The sequence below is a fragment of the Bosea sp. NBC_00550 genome, from assembly GCF_026020075.1.
Classification (GTDB): domain Bacteria; phylum Pseudomonadota; class Alphaproteobacteria; order Rhizobiales; family Beijerinckiaceae; genus Allobosea.
In genome coordinates this window covers 4,565,072-4,586,620 of the sequence record NZ_CP102772.1, presented here as the reverse complement: position 1 = coordinate 4,586,620, position 21,549 = coordinate 4,565,072, and the positions used below count along the sequence as shown (strand labels likewise).

The following is a 21,549-nucleotide window of genomic DNA, read 5'->3' as shown; positions in this document are numbered from 1 at the left end:
CCAGCCCATGCCGCCGGTCACGATCTACACCACCTCCTGGTGCCCCTATTGCAAGACCGCCAAGTCCCTGCTGACCCGGAAGGGGGTCGCCTTCACCGAGATCGACGTCGACGGCAAGCCGGATCTGCGGCAGACGATGACGGCAAAGGCCGGCGGGCGCACGTCGGTTCCGCAGATCTTCATCGGTGATCGCCATGTCGGCGGTTCCGACGACATCCATGCGCTTGATGCCCGTGGCGAGCTCGACAAGCTTCTGGCGGCCTGAGCGGGAACGCCCCTCCGGGCTTCCTGCCGTGCTACCCTGCCGTGCCTATTTGCGCTGGTGGCCAGGCGCCACCATCTGAGACGATATGATCCGTTACACCCTCATCTGCGACAATGCCCACGAGTTCGAGAGCTGGTTCTCCGGCTCGGCCAGCTTTGAGGAACAGGCCAGGCGCGGTTTCGTGACCTGCCCGCTCTGCAACAGCGCGAAGGTCGAGCGCGCGGTGATGGCGCCGAATGTCGCGCGTACCGATCTCGGCCAGCGCACAGCGGCCGAGCCCGCAGCGGAAGCGCCCGCGCCGGCAGGGACGCCTGCGCCGATGGCCCTGATGAGCGACAAGGAGATCGCCTTCCGCGAGATGCTGACCGCGCTCCACAGCCATGTCCGCGAGAATGCGGAGCATGTCGGGACTCGCTTTGCCGACGAAGCCTTGAAGATCCATCACGGCGAAACGGAAGCGCGTGCGATCTATGGCGAGGCGAACGCCGACGACGCCCGCATGCTGCATGAGGAGGGCGTCGATTTCCTGCCCCTGCCGCGCCTGCCGAACTCGGGGAACTGAAGCGCCTTCCACCGCGACGGTCGCCAGCGACACATCGATGATCACGATCGACCTTGATTGAAAAACGGTCGGCAAGCCGTCGAATTGCCGGCAAGCCGCTCCGTGATCGCGCCCCTGCTCCGGCAATCATGACCGATCCGTAACGCGGAAAAATGAAAATTCGCCGCTCCGGACGTCATAATTTTCCTTGTTTTACCAATATGTTAGATTCTCCATGGCCGGCGAGATCACTCGCCGCGGTCCATCTTGCATGGCTCGGCCCTTCCTTCCGGGATTAACTTTCTGTTAAGTGTTTCGGGTTTCCTTGCTGGTGATCCCGGTGTGCTGCGTCTGGCCACCCGGGATCCTGAACCCAGGAGTTACCGCATGAAGCGGGCCGCGATCGCTGCACTTGGTCTCCGCTCCGATGGGGCGCTCCGGTACGGCGGCGGCAGGTCGATCCCGCTTCTGATCGCGCTGGCGGCGCCCGCCTTGGGTGCCTGCAGCCTGTCGCCCGTCGAAACCGCCGCGGTCTCCGCGCGGACGGCGAAGGACCCGACTGTCGCGCGCAAGCGCGCCGTCGCTCTGGCCAAGGCCGATCCGCGCGAAAAGGAATGCCTGGTCCGCGCGATGTATTTCGAATCGAACCGCTCGAGCGAAGCCGGCTTGCTCGGCGTCGGCACGGTCGTGATGAACCGGGTCGAATCGGCGCGTTATCCCGAGACGATCTGCGGCGTGGTCGGAGCTCCCCGCCAGTTCGCGTCCGGCGTCCTGACACGCCCGATGCCGGAACGCACCCGGCCGCAGATCGAGGCCATCGCGGACGACATCCTCAACGGCCGCCGGAACGAGGCGGTCGGATCGGCCAAGCACTTCCACATGGCCGGCATGCGCTTCGGCTACGCCAACATGCACTATGTGACCGTGGCCGGCGGCAACGCCTTCTACCTCAAGGGCGAGCGCCCCGAGCGCAAGCGCATCGAGGAGCCGACGATCCAGCTCGCCTCGGCATCCACCTCCGTGCCGCTCACGACCGCTTCCCCGGTCGCCTCCACCTCCTTCGCTTCGGCGCCCCTGGCCTTCGCGCCTCAGGCTGCCACGCCCAGGCTTCCCACGATCGAGACGCCGGCCGTCATGCTGGTCAAGAACGCGCCGCTGCCGCCGGGCCGGCCGATCGATCTCGATCTGCCGAAGGCCGCGCGCGCCTTCGCCGCTCCGCCCAGGCCCGACCGCCGCCTGGCTTCGCTCGAGCTGCCCACCGTCGAGATCAAGGGCAGCGTTTCGCCGCGATAGGCGCGCGACGCCCGCTTGGCTCGGCTTCCGGCGCGTTGGGCCATCGTTCGGCCGCCTGCCGAAGGAGCTGCGCGTTTCCCTGAAACGCGCTCTGCCCGCGTGAAAAACCCGTCATCCTAACGTCGCACGCGACAGCCTCGACGCTCTGGCGTTATCCTCGCCGCAGTGCAACATTCAGATTGCTCTGCAATACGGGGAAACGCCATGACCGCGACGAAGACCGGCGGCCAGCAGACGGCGCGCGACAAACCCTGGATCTTCCGCACCTATGCCGGTCATTCCGACGCGGCGGAGTCCAACAAGCTCTATCGCAACAATCTCGCCAAGGGTCAGACAGGCCTCTCCGTCGCCTTCGACCTGCCGACCCAGACCGGCTACGACCCTGATCATGTGCTAGCGCGCGGCGAGGTCGGCAAGGTCGGCGTGCCCGTGAGCCATCTCGGCGACATGCGGGCCCTGTTCGAGGATATCCCCCTCGCTCAGATGAATACCTCGATGACGATCAATGCGACGGCGGCCTGGCTGCTTGCGCTTTATGTCGCGGTGGCCGACGAGCAGGGGGCCGACCGCAAGCTGCTGCAGGGCACGACGCAGAACGATCTCGTCAAGGAATACCTCTCGCGCGGCACCTATGTCTTCCCGCCGCGTCCTTCCATGCAGCTCACCACCGACATCGTGGTGTTCGCGGCCAGCGAGCTGCCGAAATGGAACCCGACCAATGTCTGTTCCTACCACCTGCAGGAGGCCGGGGCCTCGCCGGTGCAGGAGCTCTCATTCGCGCTGGCGACCGCGGTGGCGCTGCTCGATTCCATCCGCGCACGCGCCGAGGTGAGCCCCGAGGAATTCCCCGGCATCGTCGGGCGCATCTCGTTTTTCGTGAACGCCGGCATGCGCTTCGTCACCGAGCTCTGCAAGATGCGGGCTTTCGTCGAGCTTTGGGACGAGATCACGCTCGGCCGCTATGGCGTGGCCGATGAGGCGATGCGGCGCTTCCGCTATGGCGTGCAGGTCAATTCGCTCGGGCTGACCGAGCCGCAGCCGGAGAACAACGTCTACCGCATCCTGATCGAGATGCTGGCGGTGACGCTGTCGCGGAAGGCGCGTGCCCGCGCCGTGCAGCTCCCGGCCTGGAACGAGGCGCTCGGGCTGCCCCGGCCGTTCGACCAGCAATGGTCGCTGCGCATGCAGCAGGTCCTGGCATACGAGACGGACCTGCTCGAATTCGGCGACATCTTCGACGGCTCGACCGTGGTCGACGCCAAGGTTGCCGAGCTCAAGGCGGCCGCGCTGGAGGAACTCGCCAAGATCGACGACATGGGCGGCGCGCTCGCGGCCGTCGAGAGCGGCTACATGAAGCAGGCGCTTGTCGAGAACGGCGCGCGGCGCATCGAGGCGATCGAGCGCGGCGAGCAGGTCGTCGTCGGCGTCAACAGGTTCACCAGCAGCGAGCCCTCGCCGCTTTCGGCCGGCGAAGGCAACGTCGTCACCGTGCCGGATTCGGTCGAGATCGAGGCGATCGCGCGGCTCAAGGCCTGGCGCGCGGCCCGCGATACGAAAGCGGCAGAGGCGGCATTGGCCGATCTTGCAAGCAGCGCCCGCGAGGGCCGCAACGTCATGCCGGCCTCGATCGTCTGCGCGAAAGTCGGCGTCACCACCGGCGAATGGGCGCAGACCCTGCGCGAGATATTCGGCGAGTACCGCGCCCCTACGGGCGTGGACACCAAGAAGCTCGGCGACGCCGCAGGCCTCGCCACAGCGCGCGCAGCCGTCGAGAAGGCGACGGAAAGGCTCGGACGCCCGCCGCGCTTCCTCGTCGGCAAGCCGGGGCTCGATGGACACTCGAACGGCGCCGAGCAGATCGCCGTGCGCGCCCGCGATGCCGGCATGGCGGTGAGCTATGGCGGCATCCGCCAGACGCCGGAGGAGATCGTCACCGAGGCGAAGGCGCAGGACGCCGACATCATCGGGCTCTCCATCCTCTCGGGCTCGCATCTGCCGCTGGTGCGCGACGTCACGGCGCGGCTGCGCGTCGCCGGCATGAACGTGCCGGTCGTGGTCGGCGGCATCATCCCGCCCGACGACGAGAACGCGTTGCGCAACATGGGCGTGGCGCGGGTCTATACGCCGAAGGATTTCGCACTGGACGGCATCATCGCCGATGTGGCGGGGCTGGCGGCGAAGGAGCGGTAGCCGTCATCCCGTGCGCGCTGCGGCGTGTAACGCCGCTGCGCAGACACGGGGCCTTGTGCAGGATAATGCGCCTTCTCGTCATGCGATCCCGCATCTGCGCAGCAGCACTGCGTGCCGCAGCGCGTGCGGGATGACACGCCCGGTCAGACCATCCCCACGCTCTTGAGCTGCTGGTAGGCCTTCAGGATCTCCTGAAGCGTGCCCTCGCGCGAGCGGTCGCCGCCATTGGCGTCCGGATGGAAGCGCTTCACCAGTTCCTTGTAACGCGCCTTGATCGCGGCCGAGTCGGCGGTGTCGTCGAGTCCGAGCGTATCGAGCGCCTTGCGCGCGACAACGCCGACGCGCGATTCCGGCTGCGCCGCCTGCTGCTTGTTGCGCGCGCCGAACAGGTTGAAGGCGTCGTGCATGTCGGCGCTGGCCTCGCCCTTCGCCGCGCGGCCGCGCTGCGACATCCGCGCCGCCTTCGAGTTGACGCCGAGCTTCCAGGTCGGCCGGTGGCCGATCTCTTCCTGTTTCTGGTAGGCGGCGAGCGCCTCGTCATCCATCCCGGCGAAATAGTTGTAGGTCGCGTTGTAGGTCTTCACATGCTCCATGCAGAACAGGAAAAACTGGCCTTCGCGGCCGCGCCCCTTGGGCGCGCGGAATTCGCCGACGCGCGTGCAGCCGGGATGGTCGCAACGGGGCGCATCATTACCCTCGACCGCTTCCGCCTCGGAAGGGCCGATCCTGATGCGATCGAAAAGGCGCGAGTTGATGTTCATCGTCGAAGGGTTATGAGACGCAAGGTTCGGACCGGCAAGTGCGATGCAACACACCGCCGAACCGATAGGACAATCATTGCAACGGTGGCGCGATCATGACCGCAATCGCTGAAAGAATCACGCGAAAGCTGACCGAGGCCTTTGCGCCACAGGAGCTGAGGGTGATCGACGAATCGCACCAGCATCACGGCCATGGCGGCTGGCGCGAGGGCGGGGAGACTCATTTCCGCGTGGATATCGTGTCGGATGCCTTCGCCGGCAAGAGCCGGCTCGAGCGTCACCGCCTGGTCAATGCGGCACTCGCGCAGGAGCTCGCGGACCGCGTCCACGCGCTGGCGATCGCGGCAAAGGCGCCAAACGAGGTTTGAGCGCGCAGCTCTATTCGGGTGCGATCAGTTCGACCGATGGAAAATAGCTGCGATAGCGCCGCGCATCACGCGTTAGCAGCGGGACCTCCGCCACAGCGGCATGCGCTCCGATGAAGAAATCCGGGAGAACGCTCGCCCGTGTGCCACCGGCCGCGCGATAGCGCCGGAAGGCCTTGCCGGCGACGAACAGCGCTTGCCGTGACATCGGATCGATTTCGACGCGGAAGTCGGCCAACATGGTATCGAACGTCACGATATCGTCGAAGCGAATGGAGAGCTCGGCATAGATCACCTCGGTGATGACAAGGCCTCCCCTGCTCATCGCCGCGCCCAGTTGTCCGGCAGACCATTTACCCCACTCCGGATCATTGGTGATGAGATCCAGAAAGACATTCGAGTCGACGAGCGTCGCCTTCAAGATTCTCCCCGGGTCATTTCCATGATCTCGTCGGTGCTCGGGCCCGGCCCGGCGATACCGCGCCATTTATCGAGAGGATTCTTTACGACCTCCGCGCCGACCTTCAGCAGGACGACCTTGCCATCCGGCTCCATCCGGAAATCGACCGCATTGCCGGGCTTGATGCCGAGCTTATCCCGCACGACCTTTGGGATCGTGACCTGCCCCTTCCTGGTGACAGTCGTCGCCATGGCCACCTCCGTATTACCACCTGATCCAAAAGTAATACCTGGGCGGGCTCGCGACAAGAACCATCCGGCTCCGCCGGTCCGTCAGCCCTTCGGCCGCGCCGGCGCGAAAGCGTAGATCGCGACCGAGGCCAGCAGCAGGGCGGCGAAGGCCCAGTGCAGGTTGGCGAAGGTCGAGGCCGCATCGAACCCGGTCGCGCGCTGCTCGGCGATGAACCAGCCGGAAGCGGACTGCACAGCCGCGGCTCCGGCGATGAAGAGGAAGTTCACGAAGGTCATGCCGCGCCCGATCAGATGCTCCGGGAAGAACTGCCGGGCGTGTGCCATGAGGATCGCATAGGTGAAGCCCGCCGCGCCGATCAGCGAGAACAGCGCGATCGCCGTCAGATGCGAATTCTGGCCGCTCAAGGCCAGCAACACGAAGCCGAGCGCCGTCAGCAGCGTCCCCCACAGCACGATCGCCTTGGCCTGCCCGGTCCGGCTTTCCAGCCAGCCATAGACGAAGGCACCGACGATCATCGCCACCGCCATGATCGTCGCGGCATGCCCGGCCCAGACGGCATCGAAGCCATGGACCTGCGTCATGAAGGGCGCGATCCACAGGCCGCGCACGGTTGCGACGATGGCGTAGCCGGTGATCGTCAGGGGCGCGAGCAGCCAGAGCGGTCGGATGGCGACGATGCTGGCTAGCCCTTGCAGCAACCCTTCATCCGGCGCCGCCGAGGCCGGACGCGGCGGCGGATCGCGCACCAGCAACGCCGCCAGGATGGTCGCAGCCAGGAAGGCGGCCGCCATCGCCATCATCGCGCCGCGCCAGCCGAAATGCGCCGCCGCGATCGCGAGCGGCGCCGCCCCGGCGATATTGCCGAGCGAACCCAGCGCGATGAACAGCGAGGTCAACAGGCCGAAGCGCGCGGGCGCGGCAGTGCGGGCGAACAGGAAGAGCGATGACATGAAGATCGGCGAGCAGCCGATGCCGATCAGAGCCATGGCGACGCCGGCCGAAAGCGCCCCGCCGGCCTGCGCGAACAGGAAGGCACCGGCCGAGCCGATCGCCATCGCGACAGCCACCGTCCGGCGCGGGCCGACCCGATCGAGCCCCCATCCGACCGGGAACTGCGCCAATGCGAAGGCGATGAACCAGGCCGCGCCGAGCAGGCCGAAGGCAGCCGGGCCGATGCCGAGATCGGCCATCACCGGCCCGGCGATCACGCTCAGGAAGGAGCGGTAGAAGATCGAGAGGATGTAGGCCGGCAGAAGCGCGATGAAGACCGTCACGTCGAGAGAGTATCCGCTTGGGCTGCTAAGCCGGGAACTCGGAGAATTCTGAATCGCACGGAACCTCAAGTCATCCCGGGCTTGACCCGGGATCCATGCCGGAGCGTCACCGACGAGGTTCAGGCATGGATCCCGGCGCTCCGCTTCGCTGCGGCCGGGATGACATGTCGTTCCAGGCGCGCCGGCTGTATCCGGCCCGCTGTGGCAGTGCTTACTTGATCCGTTCGAGCACGGAGACGTAGTTGGCGACCGCGGCCCCGCCCATGTTGAAGATGCCGCCGAGACGCGGCTCGCTGAGCTGCATGCCCTCCGGCGCCTCGCCGGTGAGCTGCATGGCCGAGAGCACATGCATGGACACGCCGGTGGCGCCGATCGGATGACCCTTGGCCTTGAGACCGCCGGAGACGTTGACCGGCAGCCAGCCGTCCTTCTGCGTCCAGCCTTCCTTGATGGCGCGAGCGCCGTCGCCTTCCTTGGTCAGGCCCATCGCCTCGTATTCGATCAGCTCGGCGACGGTGAAGCAGTCATGCGTCTCGACGAAGGAGAGGTCCTCCAGCGTCACGCCGGCATCGGCCAGCGCCTTCTGCCAGGCGAGCGCGCCGCCCTCGAACTTCAGGATGTCGCGCTTCGACATCGGCAGGAAATCCTGCACATGGGCCATGCCGCGGAAGCCGACGGCGCGGCGCATCTCCAACGCGGTCGCCTCGTCGGCCAGCACGATGGCGGCGGCGCCGTCCGAGACCAGCGAGCAGTCGGTGCGCTTCAGCGGCCCGGCGACATAGGGGTTCTTCTCGCTCTCCTCGCGGCAGAAGGCGTAGCCGAGGTCCTTGCGCATCTGCGCATAGGGATTGTCGACGCCGTTCTTGTGGTTCTTGGCGGCGATCATTGCGAGCGCGTCGGACTGGTCGCCATGGCGCTGGAAATAGGCGGCGGCGATCTGGCCGAAGACGCCGGCGAAGCCGCCCTGGGTCTCGCCATCCTCGGGCAGGTAGGAGGCCTTGAGCAGGTTTTTACCGATCTCGGCTGATGGCGTCTTGGTCATCTGCTCGACGCCGACGACGAGGACGACCTTCGCAGCACCGGCCTTGATCGCCCGCACGCCCTGATGGACGGCCGCCGAGCCGGTGGCGCAGGCATTCTCGACGCGCGTGGTCGGCTTGAAGCGCAGGGCCGGATCGGCCTGGAGCACCAGCGATGCCGTGAAATCCTGGGCGGAGAAGCCGGCATTGTAGTGGCCGAGCACGATCTCGTCGACCTGGTCGGCGGTGATGCCGGCATCGACCAGCGCGTCGGTCGCGACGCGCACGATCAGGCTTTCGACGGTTTCGGCATCCTGCTTGCCGAACGGCGTATGCGCCCAGCCGACGATTGCAGCGCTCATGACGGATTCTCCCTTAATGTGCAGCTACACTATATCTTGGCAGCCTTGCTCCGCCCGGCAAGCCGGTATCCGCGCATGATGGCCGTGCGCGGATCGGCTGACGGGCTTTTGTTCAGCACTAGCCGGCCGCTCCGCTCATCGCAATGCCACCGAGAGCAGCAAGCCGACGCCGCCGACGATCATCGCCATGCCGAGTATCTCGCGCTTGCTGGTGCCTTCGGAGAACAGGCGACGCGAGGCGATCTGCGCCAGCGGCACCTCGATCAGGGCGAGCGTGCGGACATTGGCGGCAGTGGTCAGCGAGAAGCCGATGAACCAGAACTGCGAAGCGGCGGCACCGAGGAAGCCGGCCGAGAGCGAGCGCCGCCAGTTCCTCAGGCTCTGGATCAGCGCGTCGCGATTGGCGGCGAGCAGATAGAGCGTCAGGATCGCGGTCTGGAGGCCGAGGCCGAGCACGAGGATGGTCGAGGCTCGGATCAGGAAGCCGCCTTCCGGCAGTGCCTGGATGCCGCCGCGGAAGCCGATGGCGGACAGGGCGAAGAAGGCACCGGAGACGATGCCGAGCACGGCCGGGCGCATGCCCGCGCGGGTCAGCTTCTCGCCCGGCTTCCACGACACCACGATCACGCCGGCCGTCGCGATCGCGATGGCGAGGAACTTCAGCGGGGTCAGCGCATCGCCCAGCAGCGCGGCACCGAACAGCGCGACCTGCACGGGCTCGGTCTTGGTATAGGCCGTCGTCACCGCGAAGGAGCGCTCGCGCATCGCCGCCAGCATGAGCGCCGTCGCCGCGATCTGCGTCAACGCGCCCCAGAGCGTAAAGCCGAGGGACGCCATGCCGATGGCGGGCGGCAGGCGCTGCAGCCCGATGCAGGCCAGGAGCAGGAAAAGCGCGGCAAAAGGCAGGCCGAACAGGAAGCGCACCTGCGTGGCGCCGACGACGCCGATGATGTCGGTGAGCGAGCGCTGCGCGAGGTTGCGCGCGGTCTGCAGCAGCGAGGCGACGATGGTCGCGGGAATCCAGAGAAGACCGAAAGCCACGGTAAGCCTTGGGAAAGCAAGACGGGCCTAGGCTTTTGAACCGGCCTGCGCGACTAGGCAAATCGCTCGGCTAGGGGTAGGTATGCGTTCATGGGCGGACAATTCTGCCCGCCGTCTCGAAATCGCCGCATGCATCGCGTTGAACCCTGCGCCGTCCTCGCCACCCGCCAAGACAGGTTCAAGACCGCCCGATGATCCTCTCACGCTGCGCTGCCGCCCTCGCCCTCACCTTCGCCGTGACGGGTCCCGCCCTCGCCGGGGCTAGTCTGGTCGTCGACGCATCGACCGGCGAGGTGCTCTCCAGCGAGAACGCGACGCAGGCCTGGCGCCCGGCCTCCACGACCAAGATGATGACGATCTATCTCGCGCTGAAGGCAGTGCGGGAGGGGCGCATCGGCCTGGAGACGGCGATCCCGGCCTCGAAGCTGGCCGCGAGCCAGCCGCGCGTGAAGGTCTATATCCGGGCCGGGCAGGAGGTCACGCTCGACAACGCCCTGCGCATCATGATGGTGAAATCGGCCAACGACATCGCCTATGTCGTGGCCGAGGGCGTCGGCGGCGATGTCGGCACCTTCGTCGACATGATGAACGCCGAGGCGCAGCGCTTGGGCATGCGCGACACCCGCTTCGTCAATCCCAATGGCTGGGATCATCCCGACCAGCAGAGCAGCGCGCATGACCTCGCCATCCTCGCCATGGCGCTGATGCACGATTTCCCACAGTATTCGGACTACTGGAACACCTCGGCCGTCCAGCTCGGCAAGCAGGTGATGCACAACACCAACGGCCTGGTGGGGCGCTATTCCGGCATCGGCGGCATGAAGACCGGTTTCACCTGCGCCTCCGGCTTCAACGTCGTCGCCACCGCCAATCGCGGCGGCCGCACCCTGATCGCCGTGGTGCTCGGCTCGGTCTCCGGCGTTGAGCGAACCGTCAAGGCAGCCCAGATTCTCGACGAAAGCTTCGGCCGCTGGGGCGGCACGGGCTACAATGTCGCCTCGATGCCACCGAGCGGCACGCGGGCGCCGAACATCTGCGACGATGTCCGCCGTCGCGGCGGCGGCGTCGCACTGGCCGACGATGCCGATCTCTCCGGCCCGCTCTCGGCATCGGCAGCGGCGGCGGCCGGCAACGATTCCGACGGCGGCCGGTTCGGGACCTTCGCGACCCAGTCGGCCGGCACGGTCGCGACGCGCTCGCCGCGCGGGCGCGTCATCCTCGGCCAGCGGGCGCAGGTCGTGCCGATCCAGGTCTCCTTCGGGCGCACCGCCGGCTCCGCCTCGGCTCCGCTCGCAGCCAATGTCACGGCGCAGCCGGACTCGCGCGTCGCGCGCGGCACCGCCCCGACGATCGAGCCGGGCGCTCCGATCGCCGCCGGGCTCGCTGCCACTCCGACCCGGCGTACCGCGTCGAGCAATGGCGCGATCCCGCGCCGCACCACGGCCTTCGCGCCGGCAGATACCCCGGTCCAGCCCTCCACCGACGCTTTCGAGGGCGGCCCGCTGCGGCTCCAGGGCGCGGTCCAGCGGGGCGCCGCGAATGCAGCGAGCCTGCGGCCGGGCGCAGCCGCCGGCATCAAGGCGGCACCGCGCAACGCCAAGGCGCAGGCGGCCAAGACGCAGCCTGCCAAGACTCCGGCCGCAAAGCCCCAGCCCGGCAAGACGCCCGCAGCCTCGATCCCGCAGCCCAAGCCGCGGCCATCGCAGGCCGCCGTGAAGCCGCCGGCCGAGAAGCCCGCCGCGAAGGCGAAAGCCAAGCCCGCCAGCGACGCCTGAGGCCTGATTGGACACAAGGCCGGCGAGCGAACGTAACGGGTTGCTGCTGGCCTTCGCCTCGGCCGCGGCCTTCGGCACCAATATCGTCAGCGCGCAGATCGCCGGACAGGCCGGCCTCAGCGGCCCCCTGCTCGTCTTCTATCGCGTGCTGCTGATGCTGATCCTCGTCGGCGGCACGGCGCTGGTGTGGCGGGGCTCGCTCAGGCTCGCACGCAGCGAAAGGCAGCCGGTCCTGCTGTTCGGCTTCGCCACCGCGCTCGTCGGCATCGCCTATCTCTCCTCGGTCAGCTTCGTGCCCGTCTCGGTCGCGGCCGTGGTGTTCTACACCTTCCCGATCCTCATCGTGCTGGCCGAGCCTCTCCTCACCTCCGCGCCGTTCCGGGCCGACAGGCTCGCCGTCGCGCTCGTCGCCTTCCTCGGTGTCGCCCTGGTCGTCGGGCCCGACCTGCACGGGCTCGATCCGCGCGGGCTTGCCCTCGCCTTCCTCGCCAGCCTCAGCGCGACCGCGCAGTTCTTCGCCGCCGCCCGCTGCGCGCAGGTCGCGACGCTGCCAAAGCTGTTCTGGTCGCATGTCGTCATCCTGCCGGTGACGCTGGCGATCCTGGCAATCACCGGCGGCCTGCTTCCGCCGCAGACCTTCCTGCTCGCGCCGATCGCCATCGCCATCACCTATGGCGGCTACATCATCGGCTTCGTCCTGCAGATCCTCGCCCTTGCACGGATCGCCCCGGGACCGGCCGGCCTCGCCTTCTGCGCCGAGCCGGTCTTCGCCGTGGCCATCGCGGCCATCGTCCTGGCCGAGCGGCTGGGGCCATTGCAGTATGGCGGCGGCGCCCTTGTCATCGTGGCGCTGGTCACTAATGTAATATTAGAACATTCAAGGCGGAGCGTCGTGCCCGCCTGAAGGCCGCATCGCTCTTGCGTCACGGGACGCATGATGGCGATCCAACCTTTGACCATGCATCGGACCGGACGACAGACCATGACCGGCACCCCCGCCCGCCCCGCCCCCGTTCCGCTGATGCTGCTCACCGGCTTCCTCGGCGCCGGCAAGACGACGCTGCTCAACCGGCTCCTGAAGGACCCGGCGCTCGCCGACACAGTCGTGCTCGTCAACGAGTTCGGCGCGGTCGGGCTCGACCATCTGATGGTCGAGGGCGTCGAGGAGAACATGATCCTCCTCGAATCCGGCTGCCTGTGCTGCACCATCCGCGACGACCTCATCGTGACGCTAGAGGACCTGCTGCGCCGCCGCGACAATGGCCGCATCGGAGCCTTCAGCCGTGTCGTCATCGAGACGACCGGGCTCGCCGATCCCGCACCGATCCTCAACGTGCTGATCAACCACCCCTATCTCGCCATGCGCTTCCGGCTGGACGGCGTCGCCACGCTCGTCGATGCGGTCAACGGCATGGCGACGCTCGACGAGCATGAGGAGGCGCGCCGGCAGGTCGTCGCCGCCGACCGCCTCGTCCTGACCAAGACCGATATCGCGACGCCGGCCGAGGCCGATGCGCTGCGCAGGCGTCTGGGCGCGCTGAACCCGGGCGTCGAGATCCTGCTCCCCGACGCGCCCGCGAGCGACCTCGTCGGCGCGAGCCTCTACGATCTGGCGCGGCGGCCGGCGGCTCTGCGACGCTGGCTGGCGGAAACGACGGTATCCGGGCACGACCATCACCATCACGGCCACGACCATCATGGCCACGATCACGGTCATGACCACCATCATCACCACGGGCAGGACCCGCATGACGTCAACCGTCACGACGAGGCGATCCGCGCCTTCGCCCTGACGGCCGACCGTCCCGTCGCGCAAAGCACCTTCGATCTGTTCTGGACGCTGCTGCGCTCGATCCACGGACCGCGGCTGCTGCGGCTCAAGGGTCTCGTCGATCTCGCCGAGCAGCCGGGCCGTCCGCTGCTCGTCCATGCCGTGCAGCAGATCCTGCACCCGCCCATCCAGCTCGAAGGCTGGCCCGATGCCGACCGGCGTTCGCGCCTCGTCCTCATCGTCAAGGATATCGAGGAGGAGACCGTGCAGCGCCTCTGGTCCGCCTTCCTCGGCCAGCAGGCGGAGCAAGCCGAAACGGCGCATCACCACTGAGAACGCCGCGGCGCGCTTCTTGAACCTGTTCCCTCGCGCGGCGAGGCACATGCCTGTTTCTCGCCAATCCGGCACAGCCATGCGCCGGAACGATGCATCGGGAGCAGGATCGGATGAGCGAGATCATGGCCTTGGCGGGCACGGGCGCCGCCATGTCCACCACGGCATCGAGCCCGCCTCGACTGCATCCCGGCACGGCGGTCCATTGCGAGATCCGCCCGCTCGGCTCCTGTGCCGACATCATCGGGGAATGGGCCGATCTCGCCACCCGCGCCATCGAGCCCAACCCTTTTCTCGATCCGGGATTTGCACTGGCGGCGGCACAGCATCTCGTCTCGTTCCGCGATGTCGCGCTCATGCTTCTCTGGCAGGGCGGACCCGGAGGCCAGCCGCGCCGGCTCATCGGCCTCGCGCCCTTTCGCAGGCGCCAGCGTCTGTTCGCGGCCGAGGCCCTCGACGAATTCGCCGATCCGCGCCTGCTCAACGGCACGCCGCTGATCGACGCCACCTTCGTGGCGCCGGCGCTGTCGGCGCTGCTGCGTGCCTGGCGCGGTGAGGCGGGGCCGACGGCCGGATTGACCTTCCACGCGATCGACCCGGGCGGCCCGTTCGCCGCGGCGCTCACGGGCCTCGCCCGCAGGCACGGCTTCTTGGCGGATTGGCACAGCCTTGGCCGGCCGGACGCGCAGTTTACGGCCCCGACCAACCTCCGAGAAGCCCGGGCCGCGTTCGAGGCGCATGGAACGCTGCGTCTGGAAGAGCCCTCGACGCTCGCCGGCCGGCGCGACGCCGCCGAGATCCTGCTCGCGCTCGAAGCCTCGGGCCGGCGTGGGCGGACCGGCAGCGCGACCCTGCAGGACATTCGCGAGGCCGCCTTCCTGCGCAGCATGAGCCGCAGCCTCAGCCGCCAGAAGCTCTGCCGGATCGCGCTGCTGATGCTGGATGAAATACCGATCGCGGCAGCGCTGACGATCGGCCGGTCTCCGGCGAGCTGGCTCTATCTGGCCGCCGACGAGGACGAGTTGGCTCGGGCGCGGCCGCTGGCCCTGCTCCTGGCGATGATGCGCAAGACAGCCCCGTCGCGGCAAATCCGGCTCGCTGGCGGCCTGCCGGTTTTCGGAGCCAAAAGCGACGGCTTCGCGACGCTGCGCCTCAGCCATCGGCGCGCCGGCACCCCGGCCGATCTGGCGGCCCGCATCAGCAGGCGGGTCGGCCAGTCGCTGTTCAGGCCTCGGCCCGCAATACACGGCGGATGATCTTGCCGGTCGTCGTCATCGGCAGTTCGCCGAGGAAGGCGATCTCGCGCGGATATTCATGGGCCGACAAGCGGGCGCGCACGAAGTTCTGAAGCTCCGAGACCAGGGCCGGCGACCCGCCCTGCCCAGGCTTCAGCACGACGAAGGCCTTGACGATCTCGGTGCGCAGCGCGTCGGGCTTGCCGACCACCGCCGCCAGCGCGACCGCCGGGTGCCTCAGCAGGCAATCCTCGATCTCGCCTGGCCCGATCCGATAGCCCGACGAGGTGATGACATCGTCGTCGCGGCCGATGAAGCGGACATAGCCGTCCTCATCCTGGACGCCCTCGTCACCGGTGATCATCCAGTCGCCGATGAACTTCGCCGCCGTGGCCTCGGGGTTGCGCCAGTATTCGAGGAACATCACCGGGTCGGGCCGGCGCACCGCGATCTGTCCCTCCTCGCCGGGAGTGCAGACGATGCCGTCTGGCCGGATGATCGCGACCTCGTGGCCGGGGACGGCCTTGCCGATCGAGCCCGGCCGGCTCACGCCGATGGCGGCGCTCGATGCGAGCACGAGATTGCATTCGGTCTGGCCATAGGCCTCGTTGATCGTCAGGCCCAGCGCTTCCCGCCCCCAGGCCAGCGTCTCGGCACCGAGGGCCTCGCCGGCCGCCGCGACCGTGCGGAGATGCAGCTGGTAACGCCCGCGCGGATTGCCGGCGCCGCGCAGCATCCTGAGCGCGGTCGGCGGCACGAAGGCGTTGCGGATGCCGAGATCCTGGATCAGGCGATAGGCCTCCTCCGGCTCGAAACGCGTCACCGGCCGCGCGACCACGGCGACACCGAAATGCAGCGCCGGCAGCAGCATGTTGAGCAATCCGCCGGCCCAGGCCCAGTCGGCCGGCGTCCAGGCGAGGTCGCCCGGGCGCGGCATGAACTCGTGCGGCATCTGCACGCCCGGCAGATGGCCGGGCAGGACGCGGTGACCATGCAGCGCGCCCTTCGGATTGCCCGTCGTGCCGGAGGTATAGATCATCAGTGCCGGGTCGTCCGGCGTCGTCTCGGCGGGCACGAAATCCGGGCTGCCTTCGGCAAGCAGCGCGTCCAAGCCTTCCGCGCGCCCATCCGCTCGGTCGGTGGAGATCAGCAGAGAGAGTTCCGGCAGGGGCTGCGCGATCTGGCTGAGCTTCGCGAGACCTCCATCATTGGTCACGACGACCTTCGCGCCGGAATCCTCCAGCCTATAGGCCAGCGCATCGACGCCGAACAGCGCCGCCAGCGGCACCGCGATGGCACCGAGCTTGTAGGCGGCGAGATGCGCCGCCAGGACCGCCCGGCCCTGCGGCAGCAGGATCGCGACGCGGTCTCCACGGCCGACGCCGCGTGCGCGCAGGGCGCTGGCGAGCCGGTTCGAATGCTCGCGGAACCAGCCGAAGCTGACCGGCGTCACCAGCCAATCCTGCGAGACCTCGATGATCGCCGGACGCTCGGGCTCGCTTGCCGCCCAGCGGTCGCAGACGTCGACGGCGATGTTGTAGCGATCCGGAATGCGCCAGCGGAAAGCGTCGCGCAGCGCGGCATAGTCGGACAGGTCTGGCAATTTCAAGATGTGGGTCCAGCGGGAGGCGCGGCACGATAGGCAGGCGGCTCCCGGCTGTCACCCCGCCGCGCGCGCAAGTTTTCCGTGCGTCAGGATGCGCTCAGAACATGCGTTCGCCCGGCGGCGGCAGGAAGGCGTCGGAGAAGGCATCGCCCGCCCGTGCCTTGTCGCGGAAGCTCCCTGCCAGCGCGAGCTGGTCCAGCGCCCGCGACCAGCGCTCCCGGTCGATGCCGCCGAGGCCGTGGACGCGCACATAAGGCGTCAGCACGTTCTGCGCGATGACCATGGCGAGCTTCTCGCGCTCGATCTCCGGCTGTGCATCCTCATTGCGGCGCAGGACCAATTGCCCGCCCAGGGCCGGATTGACCACGGCATCGCGGAAGCCGCGGGTGACGGCGCGTACGAGGCCGCGCACGGCATCGGGCTTCTCCGCCGCGAGCTTGCCCGCGACGATGACGGCGCTGCCATAGGCCAGGAGGCCGTGATCGGCCATCTCCATCAGGATGATGTCGTCGACCGGCACGCCGCGCGCCTTGAGGCCGACATAGGAGGAGGGCCCGAAGCCGAGGGCGGCGTCGAGCTCGCCGGAGGCCAGCATCGGCTCCCGCACGGGGTAGCCCACGGTTTCCAGCCTGATCTTGCTGTCGTCGATCTTGTTGAGGTTCTTGAAGACCGGCCATTGCGCCAGCGCGGCATCGCCGCTGGCAGCACCGATCTTGCGCCCCTCCAGGCTGGGCGGCTCTGCGGTCAGACCGCGGCTCTTGCGGCCGACGATCGCGAAGCCCGGCCGGTCGTGGACGATCATCACCGCCTTGAGATCGGCACTGGGGTTCTCGTCGCGGAAGCGGATGAGCGCATTGACGTCGCCGAAACCGGCGTCCTGCGCACCTGTCGCCAGGCGCTGCAGCATGGCGCGAGAGCCCGTGCCCGGCTCGATCGTGACGTCGAGCCCCTCGGCACCGAAATAGCCCTTCTCCTGCGCGATCAGAAACGGCGCCGACGGCCCATCGAAGCGCCCGTCCAGGGCAAAGCGGATCGCCGCATTGCCTTGCGCTCCGGCCATGCCGCCGCTTGTCGCGGCGATCGCGGCCCCCATCGCCAGCCGCCCGAGCGCACGGCGCGACAGGTCAGTGGACGGACGGGACGGAGCGATCGGCATGGCAGGCCTCTGAGTGCCCTGCGGGCATCGGCACGGCATATCCGTGCCATCCACGCTTCTTGACACCATAAGATGTTGAAATGGCGTCAACGCGGCGGCATTTGCGTCACAATGGCAGGGCACCGTCCGTCTTGACCTCCTCCATCACCGCATAGGTCCGGGTCTCGCGCACGGCCGGGAGCGCCAGCAGCACCTCTCCGAGGAAGCGGCGATAGGCATTCATGTCGGCGACGCGCGTCTTGACCAGATAGTCGAAGCCACCAGCCACCATATGGCATTCCAGCACCTCGGGCGCCCGCTTCACCGCCGCGGCGAAGCGCTCGAAGGCGTCCGGTGTCGTCTTGTCGAGATAGACTTCGACGAAGACGAGGAGGTTTAATCCGAGCTTCATCGGATCGAGCGTGGCGCGATAGCCGGTGATGTAGCCGTCGCGCGTCAGCCGCTTCAGCCGCTCGCCCGTGGCGGTCGGCGAAAGCCCGACCTTCTCGGCCAGCTCGACGCCCGCGATGCGGCCGTCGCCCTGGAGCAACGCGAGGATACGGCGATCGGTCCTGTCAAGCATGATGAAACTCTATGGAATTGCCATTCTGTAGAGATTGATACGGGAATGGCGTTGTAAATGCCAATTGATATGTGGGATATCATCCCTCATCCTTCAGATAATCCAGTCTGACAGATCCGGAGCCCTTCATGGCCGCCTCTGCCCCGCGTTTCGCCGTGCCGTCTTTCCGCGTCCCCTTCGCCGAGGATGACGGTGCCATCGCTGGCCGACTGCTCGCCTCGGCCCGCCGCGACCCCGCGGCCAAGGCTCGGATCGATGCGCGCGCGACCGGCCTGATCGATGCGATCCGCACCCGCAAGGTCGGCCTGGGCGGCATCGAGGAATTGCTGCGCGAATACTCGCTCTCCACCAAGGAGGGCCTCGCTTTGATGGTGCTGGCCGAAGCGCTGCTGCGCGTGCCCGATTCCGTCACCGCCGATCGCCTCATCGAGGACAAGCTCGGCCAGGGCGATTTCGCCAACCATGAATCGAAGTCGGACGCCTTCCTCGTCTCGGCCTCGGCCTGGGCGCTCGGTATCACCGCGCGCGTCATCCAGCCGGGCGAGACCCCGACGGGCATCGTCAGCAGCCTCGCCAAGCGCCTGGGCGTGCCGACGGTGCGCACCGCCACGCGCCAGGCGATGCGCGTCATGGGCAACCATTTCGTGCTCGGCCAGACGATCGAGGAAGCGCTGAAGCGCGCCGGCTCCGGCACCGGCAAGCTCTATCGCTATTCCTTCGACATGCTCGGCGAGGGCGCGCGCACGCAGGCCGATGCCGACCGCTACTTCGCCTCCTACGCCGCCGCGATCGACGCCATCGGCCGCTCGGCCGGCAACGACAAGCTGCCGAACCGGCCGGGCATCTCGGTCAAGCTCTCGGCGCTGCATCCGCGCTACGAGGCGACGAGCCATGAGCGCGTGCTGACCGAGCTGGTGCCGAAGGTGATCGAGCTCGCCCGCCAGGCCAAGGGCTACGACCTCAACTTCACCATCGATGCCGAGGAGGCCGACCGGCTCGAGCTTTCGCTCGACGTGATCGATGCAATCTTCGCCGATCCCTCGCTCGACGGCTGGGACGGTTTCGGCCTCGCGATCCAGGCCTATCAGAAGCGCGCCTCGGCCGTGATCGACCATATCGGCCGGCTGGCCGAGGCCTATGACCGGCGCATGATGGTCCGCCTGGTCAAGGGCGCCTATTGGGACACCGAGCTGAAGCGCGCCCAGGAGCGCGGCCTGCCCGACTATCCGGTCTTCAGCCGCAAGGCGATGACGGATCTGAACTACGAGGCCTGTGCCGCGCAGCTGCTGAAGCTGCGGCCGCGCATCATCCCGCAATTCGCCACGCACAACGCACTCACCGTCGCGGCTGTCGCGGAAATGGCGGGCAACACCGAAAACTTCGAGTTCCAGCGCCTGCATGGCATGGGTGAGGCGCTCTACGAGAAGCTGCTGCGCGAGAACGAGGGCTATGCCTGCCGCACCTATGCCCCCGTCGGCGGGCATCAGGACCTGCTCGCCTATCTCGTCCGTCGCCTGCTCGAGAACGGCGCCAATTCTTCCTTCGTCAGCGCCTCCGGCGACCCGGACGTGCCGGTCTCGCAGCTCCTGCTGGCGCCGGCCGACATCATCGGCACGCCGAGCGCCGCGCGTCACCGCCGCATTCCGCTCCCGGCCGATCTCTACGGACCCTCGCGCAAGAACTCGGCCGGCACCGAGCTTGGCCATGAGGAGAGCCTGGACGCCCTGGTGAAGGAGATCGCGGCGGCGAAGAGCTTCCCCGATGCCGCGCCGATCATCGACGGCAAGCCGCAGCCCGGCGCGGTACGCGACGTACGCTCGCCGATCGACAACAAGCCGATCGGCAAGGTGACGGAAGCCGACGCGGCGACGGCCGAACGAGCTCTCGTCGCCGCGAAGGCCGGCTTCCCCGCCTGGAACGCCACCCCCGCCCGCATCCGTGCCGCAGCTCTGCGCAACGCCGCCGATCTGCTGGAGGCCCGCCGCGGCCTGCTGATCGCGCTCTTGCAGGCGGAAGCCGGCAAGACCATCGACGACGCCATCTCCGAGATTCGCGAGACCGTCGATTTCTGCCGCTATTACGCTGCCGAGGCCGAGACCCATTTCGCCGCCCCGACGGCCCTGCCCGGCCCGACCGGCGAGGAGAACCGGCTGATCCTGCGCGGTCGTGGCCCCTTCATCTGCATCGCGCCCTGGAACTTCCCGCTCGCGATCTTCACCGGCCAGGTCGTCGCCGCGCTGGTCGCCGGCAACAGCGTCGTCGCCAAGCCGGCGCCGCAGACGCCGCTGATCGCGGCCGTCGCCATCCGCATCCTGCACGAGGCCGGCATTCCCGCGAGCGCGCTGCATCTCGTGCCCGGCGGAACCGAGGCCGGCGCGGCGCTGGTCGCGCATAAGGACGTGGCCGGCGTCGCCTTCACCGGCTCGACCGCGACGGCGCGCGGCATCAACCGGGCGCTCGCCGCCAAGGACGGGCCGATCGTGCCGCTGATCGCCGAGACCGGCGGCCTCAACGCCATGATCGTCGACGCCACCGCCCTGCCCGAACAGGTCGCGGACGATGTCGTGATGTCGGCCTTCCGCTCGGCCGGGCAGCGCTGCTCGGCGTTGCGCCTGCTGGTCGTGCAGGAGGATGTCGCCGACAAGATGATCGAGATGATCGAAGGCGCGACCAAGGAGCTGAAGCTCGGCGACCCCCGCAAGGTCGACACCCATATCGGCCCGGTGATCGACGCCGCCGCCAAGCAGCGCCTCGACGGCCATGTCGCCGCCATGCGCCAGCAGGGCCGCGTCGCCTGGGCCGGCCAGGCGCCCGATCTCGGCGGCACCTATGTCGCGCCGCATGTGATCAGGCTCGACCGCGTCGGCGACCTGACCGCCGAGCATTTTGGCCCGATACTGCATGTCGTGCGCTGGAAGGCTGGCGAACTCGACAAGGTGATCGGTCAGATCGACGAGACCGGCTACGGGCTGACGCTCGGCGTGCATTCCCGCATCGAGACGACGGTGGAGCGGGTGACGCAGCGCCTCTCGACCGGCAATATCTACGTCAACCGCAACATCATCGGCGCCGTGGTCGGCGTGCAGCCCTTCGGCGGCCACGGCCTGTCGGGCACTGGCCCGAAGGCCGGCGGCCCGCATTACCTGATGCGCTTCGCCACCGAACAGACCGTGACGATCAACACCGCTGCAGCAGGCGGCAATGCCAGCCTGATCGCGATGGGCGAGTGAAGCGACAACGCCTGCAGGTTATGGCGAGCAGTGACAATTCGCCACGGTCATTCCGGGGCAAGCGCGAAGCGCTTGGGCCCGGAACCCAGAACCGATGCGATCACCGGATAGGGCTCTG

General features: G+C 68.0%; 19 protein-coding genes. 10 read left to right on the top strand and 9 right to left on the bottom strand.

Annotation, left to right across the window (positions count from 1 at the left end):
- The first annotated feature begins 7 nt into the window (after nucleotides 1-7).
- From grxC to NWE53_RS21885, 4 genes are all read left to right on the top strand, one after another.
- Entirely contained in the window at nucleotides 8-265 is a 258-nt protein-coding gene (gene grxC / locus NWE53_RS21900; RefSeq protein ID WP_265051459.1) for a glutaredoxin 3, read from the top strand.
- A gap of 85 nt (nucleotides 266-350) precedes the next feature.
- Complete coding sequence (locus NWE53_RS21895; protein WP_265051458.1) at nucleotides 351-827, top strand: DUF1178 family protein; 477 nt, start codon at nucleotides 351-353, stop codon at nucleotides 825-827.
- A gap of 366 nt (nucleotides 828-1,193) precedes the next feature.
- A complete protein-coding gene (locus NWE53_RS21890; protein ID WP_265051457.1) occupies nucleotides 1,194-2,099 on the top strand; it encodes a cell wall hydrolase in 906 nt (301 codons plus the stop codon).
- A 204-nt stretch (nucleotides 2,100-2,303) separates the two neighbouring features.
- Nucleotides 2,304-4,289 carry a protein meaA gene (locus tag NWE53_RS21885; protein WP_265051456.1) on the top strand — a complete coding sequence of 662 codons (1,986 nt, stop codon included), beginning with the start codon at nucleotides 2,304-2,306 and terminating at the stop codon, nucleotides 4,287-4,289.
- A gap of 143 nt (nucleotides 4,290-4,432) precedes the next feature.
- On the opposite strand, the gene NWE53_RS21880 is transcribed toward NWE53_RS21885, so the two are convergent.
- Nucleotides 4,433-5,050, bottom strand: a complete 618-nt coding sequence (locus NWE53_RS21880) for a J domain-containing protein (protein ID WP_265051455.1) — start codon at nucleotides 5,048-5,050, stop codon at nucleotides 4,433-4,435.
- 95 nt (nucleotides 5,051-5,145) lie between these two features.
- Between NWE53_RS21880 and NWE53_RS21875 the strand changes: the two genes are divergently transcribed.
- Entirely contained in the window at nucleotides 5,146-5,418 is a 273-nt protein-coding gene (locus NWE53_RS21875; RefSeq protein ID WP_265051454.1) for a BolA family protein, read from the top strand.
- A 10-nt stretch (nucleotides 5,419-5,428) separates the two neighbouring features.
- Here the strand turns inward: NWE53_RS21875 and NWE53_RS21870 are convergent, their stop codons facing one another.
- The 5 genes from NWE53_RS21870 to NWE53_RS21850 form a co-directional block, all read right to left on the bottom strand.
- Entirely contained in the window at nucleotides 5,429-5,836 is a 408-nt protein-coding gene (locus NWE53_RS21870; RefSeq protein WP_265051453.1) for a type II toxin-antitoxin system VapC family toxin, read from the bottom strand.
- The gene (locus tag NWE53_RS21865) at nucleotides 5,833-6,066 is read right to left on the bottom strand and encodes an AbrB/MazE/SpoVT family DNA-binding domain-containing protein (RefSeq protein WP_265051452.1); all 234 of its coding nucleotides are present in this window, start codon (nucleotides 6,064-6,066) and stop codon (nucleotides 5,833-5,835) included. The genes NWE53_RS21870 and NWE53_RS21865 overlap by 4 nt, the downstream gene beginning before the upstream one ends.
- 81 nt (nucleotides 6,067-6,147) lie before the next feature.
- Entirely contained in the window at nucleotides 6,148-7,341 is a 1,194-nt protein-coding gene (locus NWE53_RS21860) for an MFS transporter (RefSeq protein ID WP_265051451.1), read from the bottom strand.
- A 211-nt stretch (nucleotides 7,342-7,552) separates the two neighbouring features.
- On the bottom strand, nucleotides 7,553-8,722 hold the full coding sequence (locus NWE53_RS21855; RefSeq protein ID WP_265051450.1) for an acetyl-CoA acetyltransferase: 1,170 nt from the start codon (nucleotides 8,720-8,722) through the stop codon (nucleotides 7,553-7,555).
- A gap of 135 nt (nucleotides 8,723-8,857) precedes the next feature.
- Nucleotides 8,858-9,763, bottom strand: a complete 906-nt coding sequence (locus NWE53_RS21850; protein ID WP_265051449.1) for a DMT family transporter — start codon at nucleotides 9,761-9,763, stop codon at nucleotides 8,858-8,860.
- Between the two features lie 191 nt (nucleotides 9,764-9,954).
- Here NWE53_RS21850 and NWE53_RS21845 point away from each other — a divergent pair, with 191 nt between their 5' ends.
- The 4 genes from NWE53_RS21845 (at nucleotide 9,955) to NWE53_RS21830 (ending at nucleotide 14,898) form a co-directional block, all read left to right on the top strand.
- A complete protein-coding gene (locus tag NWE53_RS21845) occupies nucleotides 9,955-11,538 on the top strand; it encodes a serine hydrolase (protein WP_265051448.1) in 1,584 nt (527 codons plus the stop codon).
- A gap of 7 nt (nucleotides 11,539-11,545) precedes the next feature.
- Nucleotides 11,546-12,442, top strand: coding sequence for a DMT family transporter (locus NWE53_RS21840; RefSeq protein ID WP_265051447.1), 897 nt, complete (start codon nucleotides 11,546-11,548; stop codon nucleotides 12,440-12,442).
- A 78-nt stretch (nucleotides 12,443-12,520) separates the two neighbouring features.
- Entirely contained in the window at nucleotides 12,521-13,642 is a 1,122-nt protein-coding gene (locus tag NWE53_RS21835) for a CobW family GTP-binding protein (protein WP_265051446.1), read from the top strand.
- 113 nt (nucleotides 13,643-13,755) lie between these two features.
- Entirely contained in the window at nucleotides 13,756-14,898 is a 1,143-nt protein-coding gene (locus NWE53_RS21830; RefSeq protein ID WP_265051445.1) for a GNAT family N-acetyltransferase, read from the top strand.
- Here NWE53_RS21830 and NWE53_RS21825 read toward each other — a convergent pair.
- The 3 genes from NWE53_RS21825 to NWE53_RS21815 all read right to left on the bottom strand — a co-directional run bounded on the left by NWE53_RS21825 (nucleotide 14,867) and on the right by NWE53_RS21815 (nucleotide 18,204).
- On the bottom strand, nucleotides 14,867-16,480 hold the full coding sequence (locus tag NWE53_RS21825) for an AMP-binding protein (protein ID WP_442865049.1): 1,614 nt from the start codon (nucleotides 16,478-16,480) through the stop codon (nucleotides 14,867-14,869). The genes NWE53_RS21830 and NWE53_RS21825 overlap by 32 nt on opposite strands.
- A 100-nt stretch (nucleotides 16,481-16,580) precedes the next feature.
- A complete protein-coding gene (locus tag NWE53_RS21820; protein WP_265051443.1) occupies nucleotides 16,581-17,639 on the bottom strand; it encodes an ABC transporter substrate-binding protein in 1,059 nt (352 codons plus the stop codon).
- 106 nt (nucleotides 17,640-17,745) lie between these two features.
- On the bottom strand, nucleotides 17,746-18,204 hold the full coding sequence (locus NWE53_RS21815; RefSeq protein ID WP_320109583.1) for an Lrp/AsnC ligand binding domain-containing protein: 459 nt from the start codon (nucleotides 18,202-18,204) through the stop codon (nucleotides 17,746-17,748).
- 125 nt (nucleotides 18,205-18,329) lie between these two features.
- On the opposite strand from NWE53_RS21815, the gene putA reads away from it, so the two are divergent.
- Entirely contained in the window at nucleotides 18,330-21,431 is a 3,102-nt protein-coding gene (gene putA / locus NWE53_RS21810; protein WP_265051441.1) for a bifunctional proline dehydrogenase/L-glutamate gamma-semialdehyde dehydrogenase PutA, read from the top strand.
- Nucleotides 21,432-21,549: the final 118 nt, after the last annotated feature.

Excerpts from the sequence above, each read along its gene's own strand:
- grxC (WP_265051459.1), top strand. The coding sequence starts at position 8 with ATGCCGCCGGTCACGATCTACACCACCTCCTGGTGCCCCTATTGCAAG.
- NWE53_RS21895 (WP_265051458.1), top strand. The coding sequence starts at position 351 with ATGATCCGTTACACCCTCATCTGCGACAATGCCCACGAGTTCGAGAGC.
- NWE53_RS21890 (WP_265051457.1), top strand. The coding sequence starts at position 1,194 with ATGAAGCGGGCCGCGATCGCTGCACTTGGTCTCCGCTCCGATGGGGCG.
- NWE53_RS21885 (WP_265051456.1), top strand. The coding sequence starts at position 2,304 with ATGACCGCGACGAAGACCGGCGGCCAGCAGACGGCGCGCGACAAACCC.
- NWE53_RS21880 (WP_265051455.1), bottom strand. The coding sequence starts at position 5,050 with ATGAACATCAACTCGCGCCTTTTCGATCGCATCAGGATCGGCCCTTCC.
- NWE53_RS21875 (WP_265051454.1), top strand. The coding sequence starts at position 5,146 with ATGACCGCAATCGCTGAAAGAATCACGCGAAAGCTGACCGAGGCCTTT.
- NWE53_RS21865 (WP_265051452.1), bottom strand. The coding sequence starts at position 6,066 with ATGGCGACGACTGTCACCAGGAAGGGGCAGGTCACGATCCCAAAGGTC.
- NWE53_RS21855 (WP_265051450.1), bottom strand. The coding sequence starts at position 8,722 with ATGAGCGCTGCAATCGTCGGCTGGGCGCATACGCCGTTCGGCAAGCAG.
- NWE53_RS21845 (WP_265051448.1), top strand. The coding sequence starts at position 9,955 with ATGATCCTCTCACGCTGCGCTGCCGCCCTCGCCCTCACCTTCGCCGTG.
- NWE53_RS21835 (WP_265051446.1), top strand. The coding sequence starts at position 12,521 with ATGACCGGCACCCCCGCCCGCCCCGCCCCCGTTCCGCTGATGCTGCTC.
- NWE53_RS21830 (WP_265051445.1), top strand. The coding sequence starts at position 13,756 with ATGAGCGAGATCATGGCCTTGGCGGGCACGGGCGCCGCCATGTCCACC.
- NWE53_RS21820 (WP_265051443.1), bottom strand. The coding sequence starts at position 17,639 with ATGCCGATCGCTCCGTCCCGTCCGTCCACTGACCTGTCGCGCCGTGCG.
- putA (WP_265051441.1), top strand. The coding sequence starts at position 18,330 with ATGGCCGCCTCTGCCCCGCGTTTCGCCGTGCCGTCTTTCCGCGTCCCC.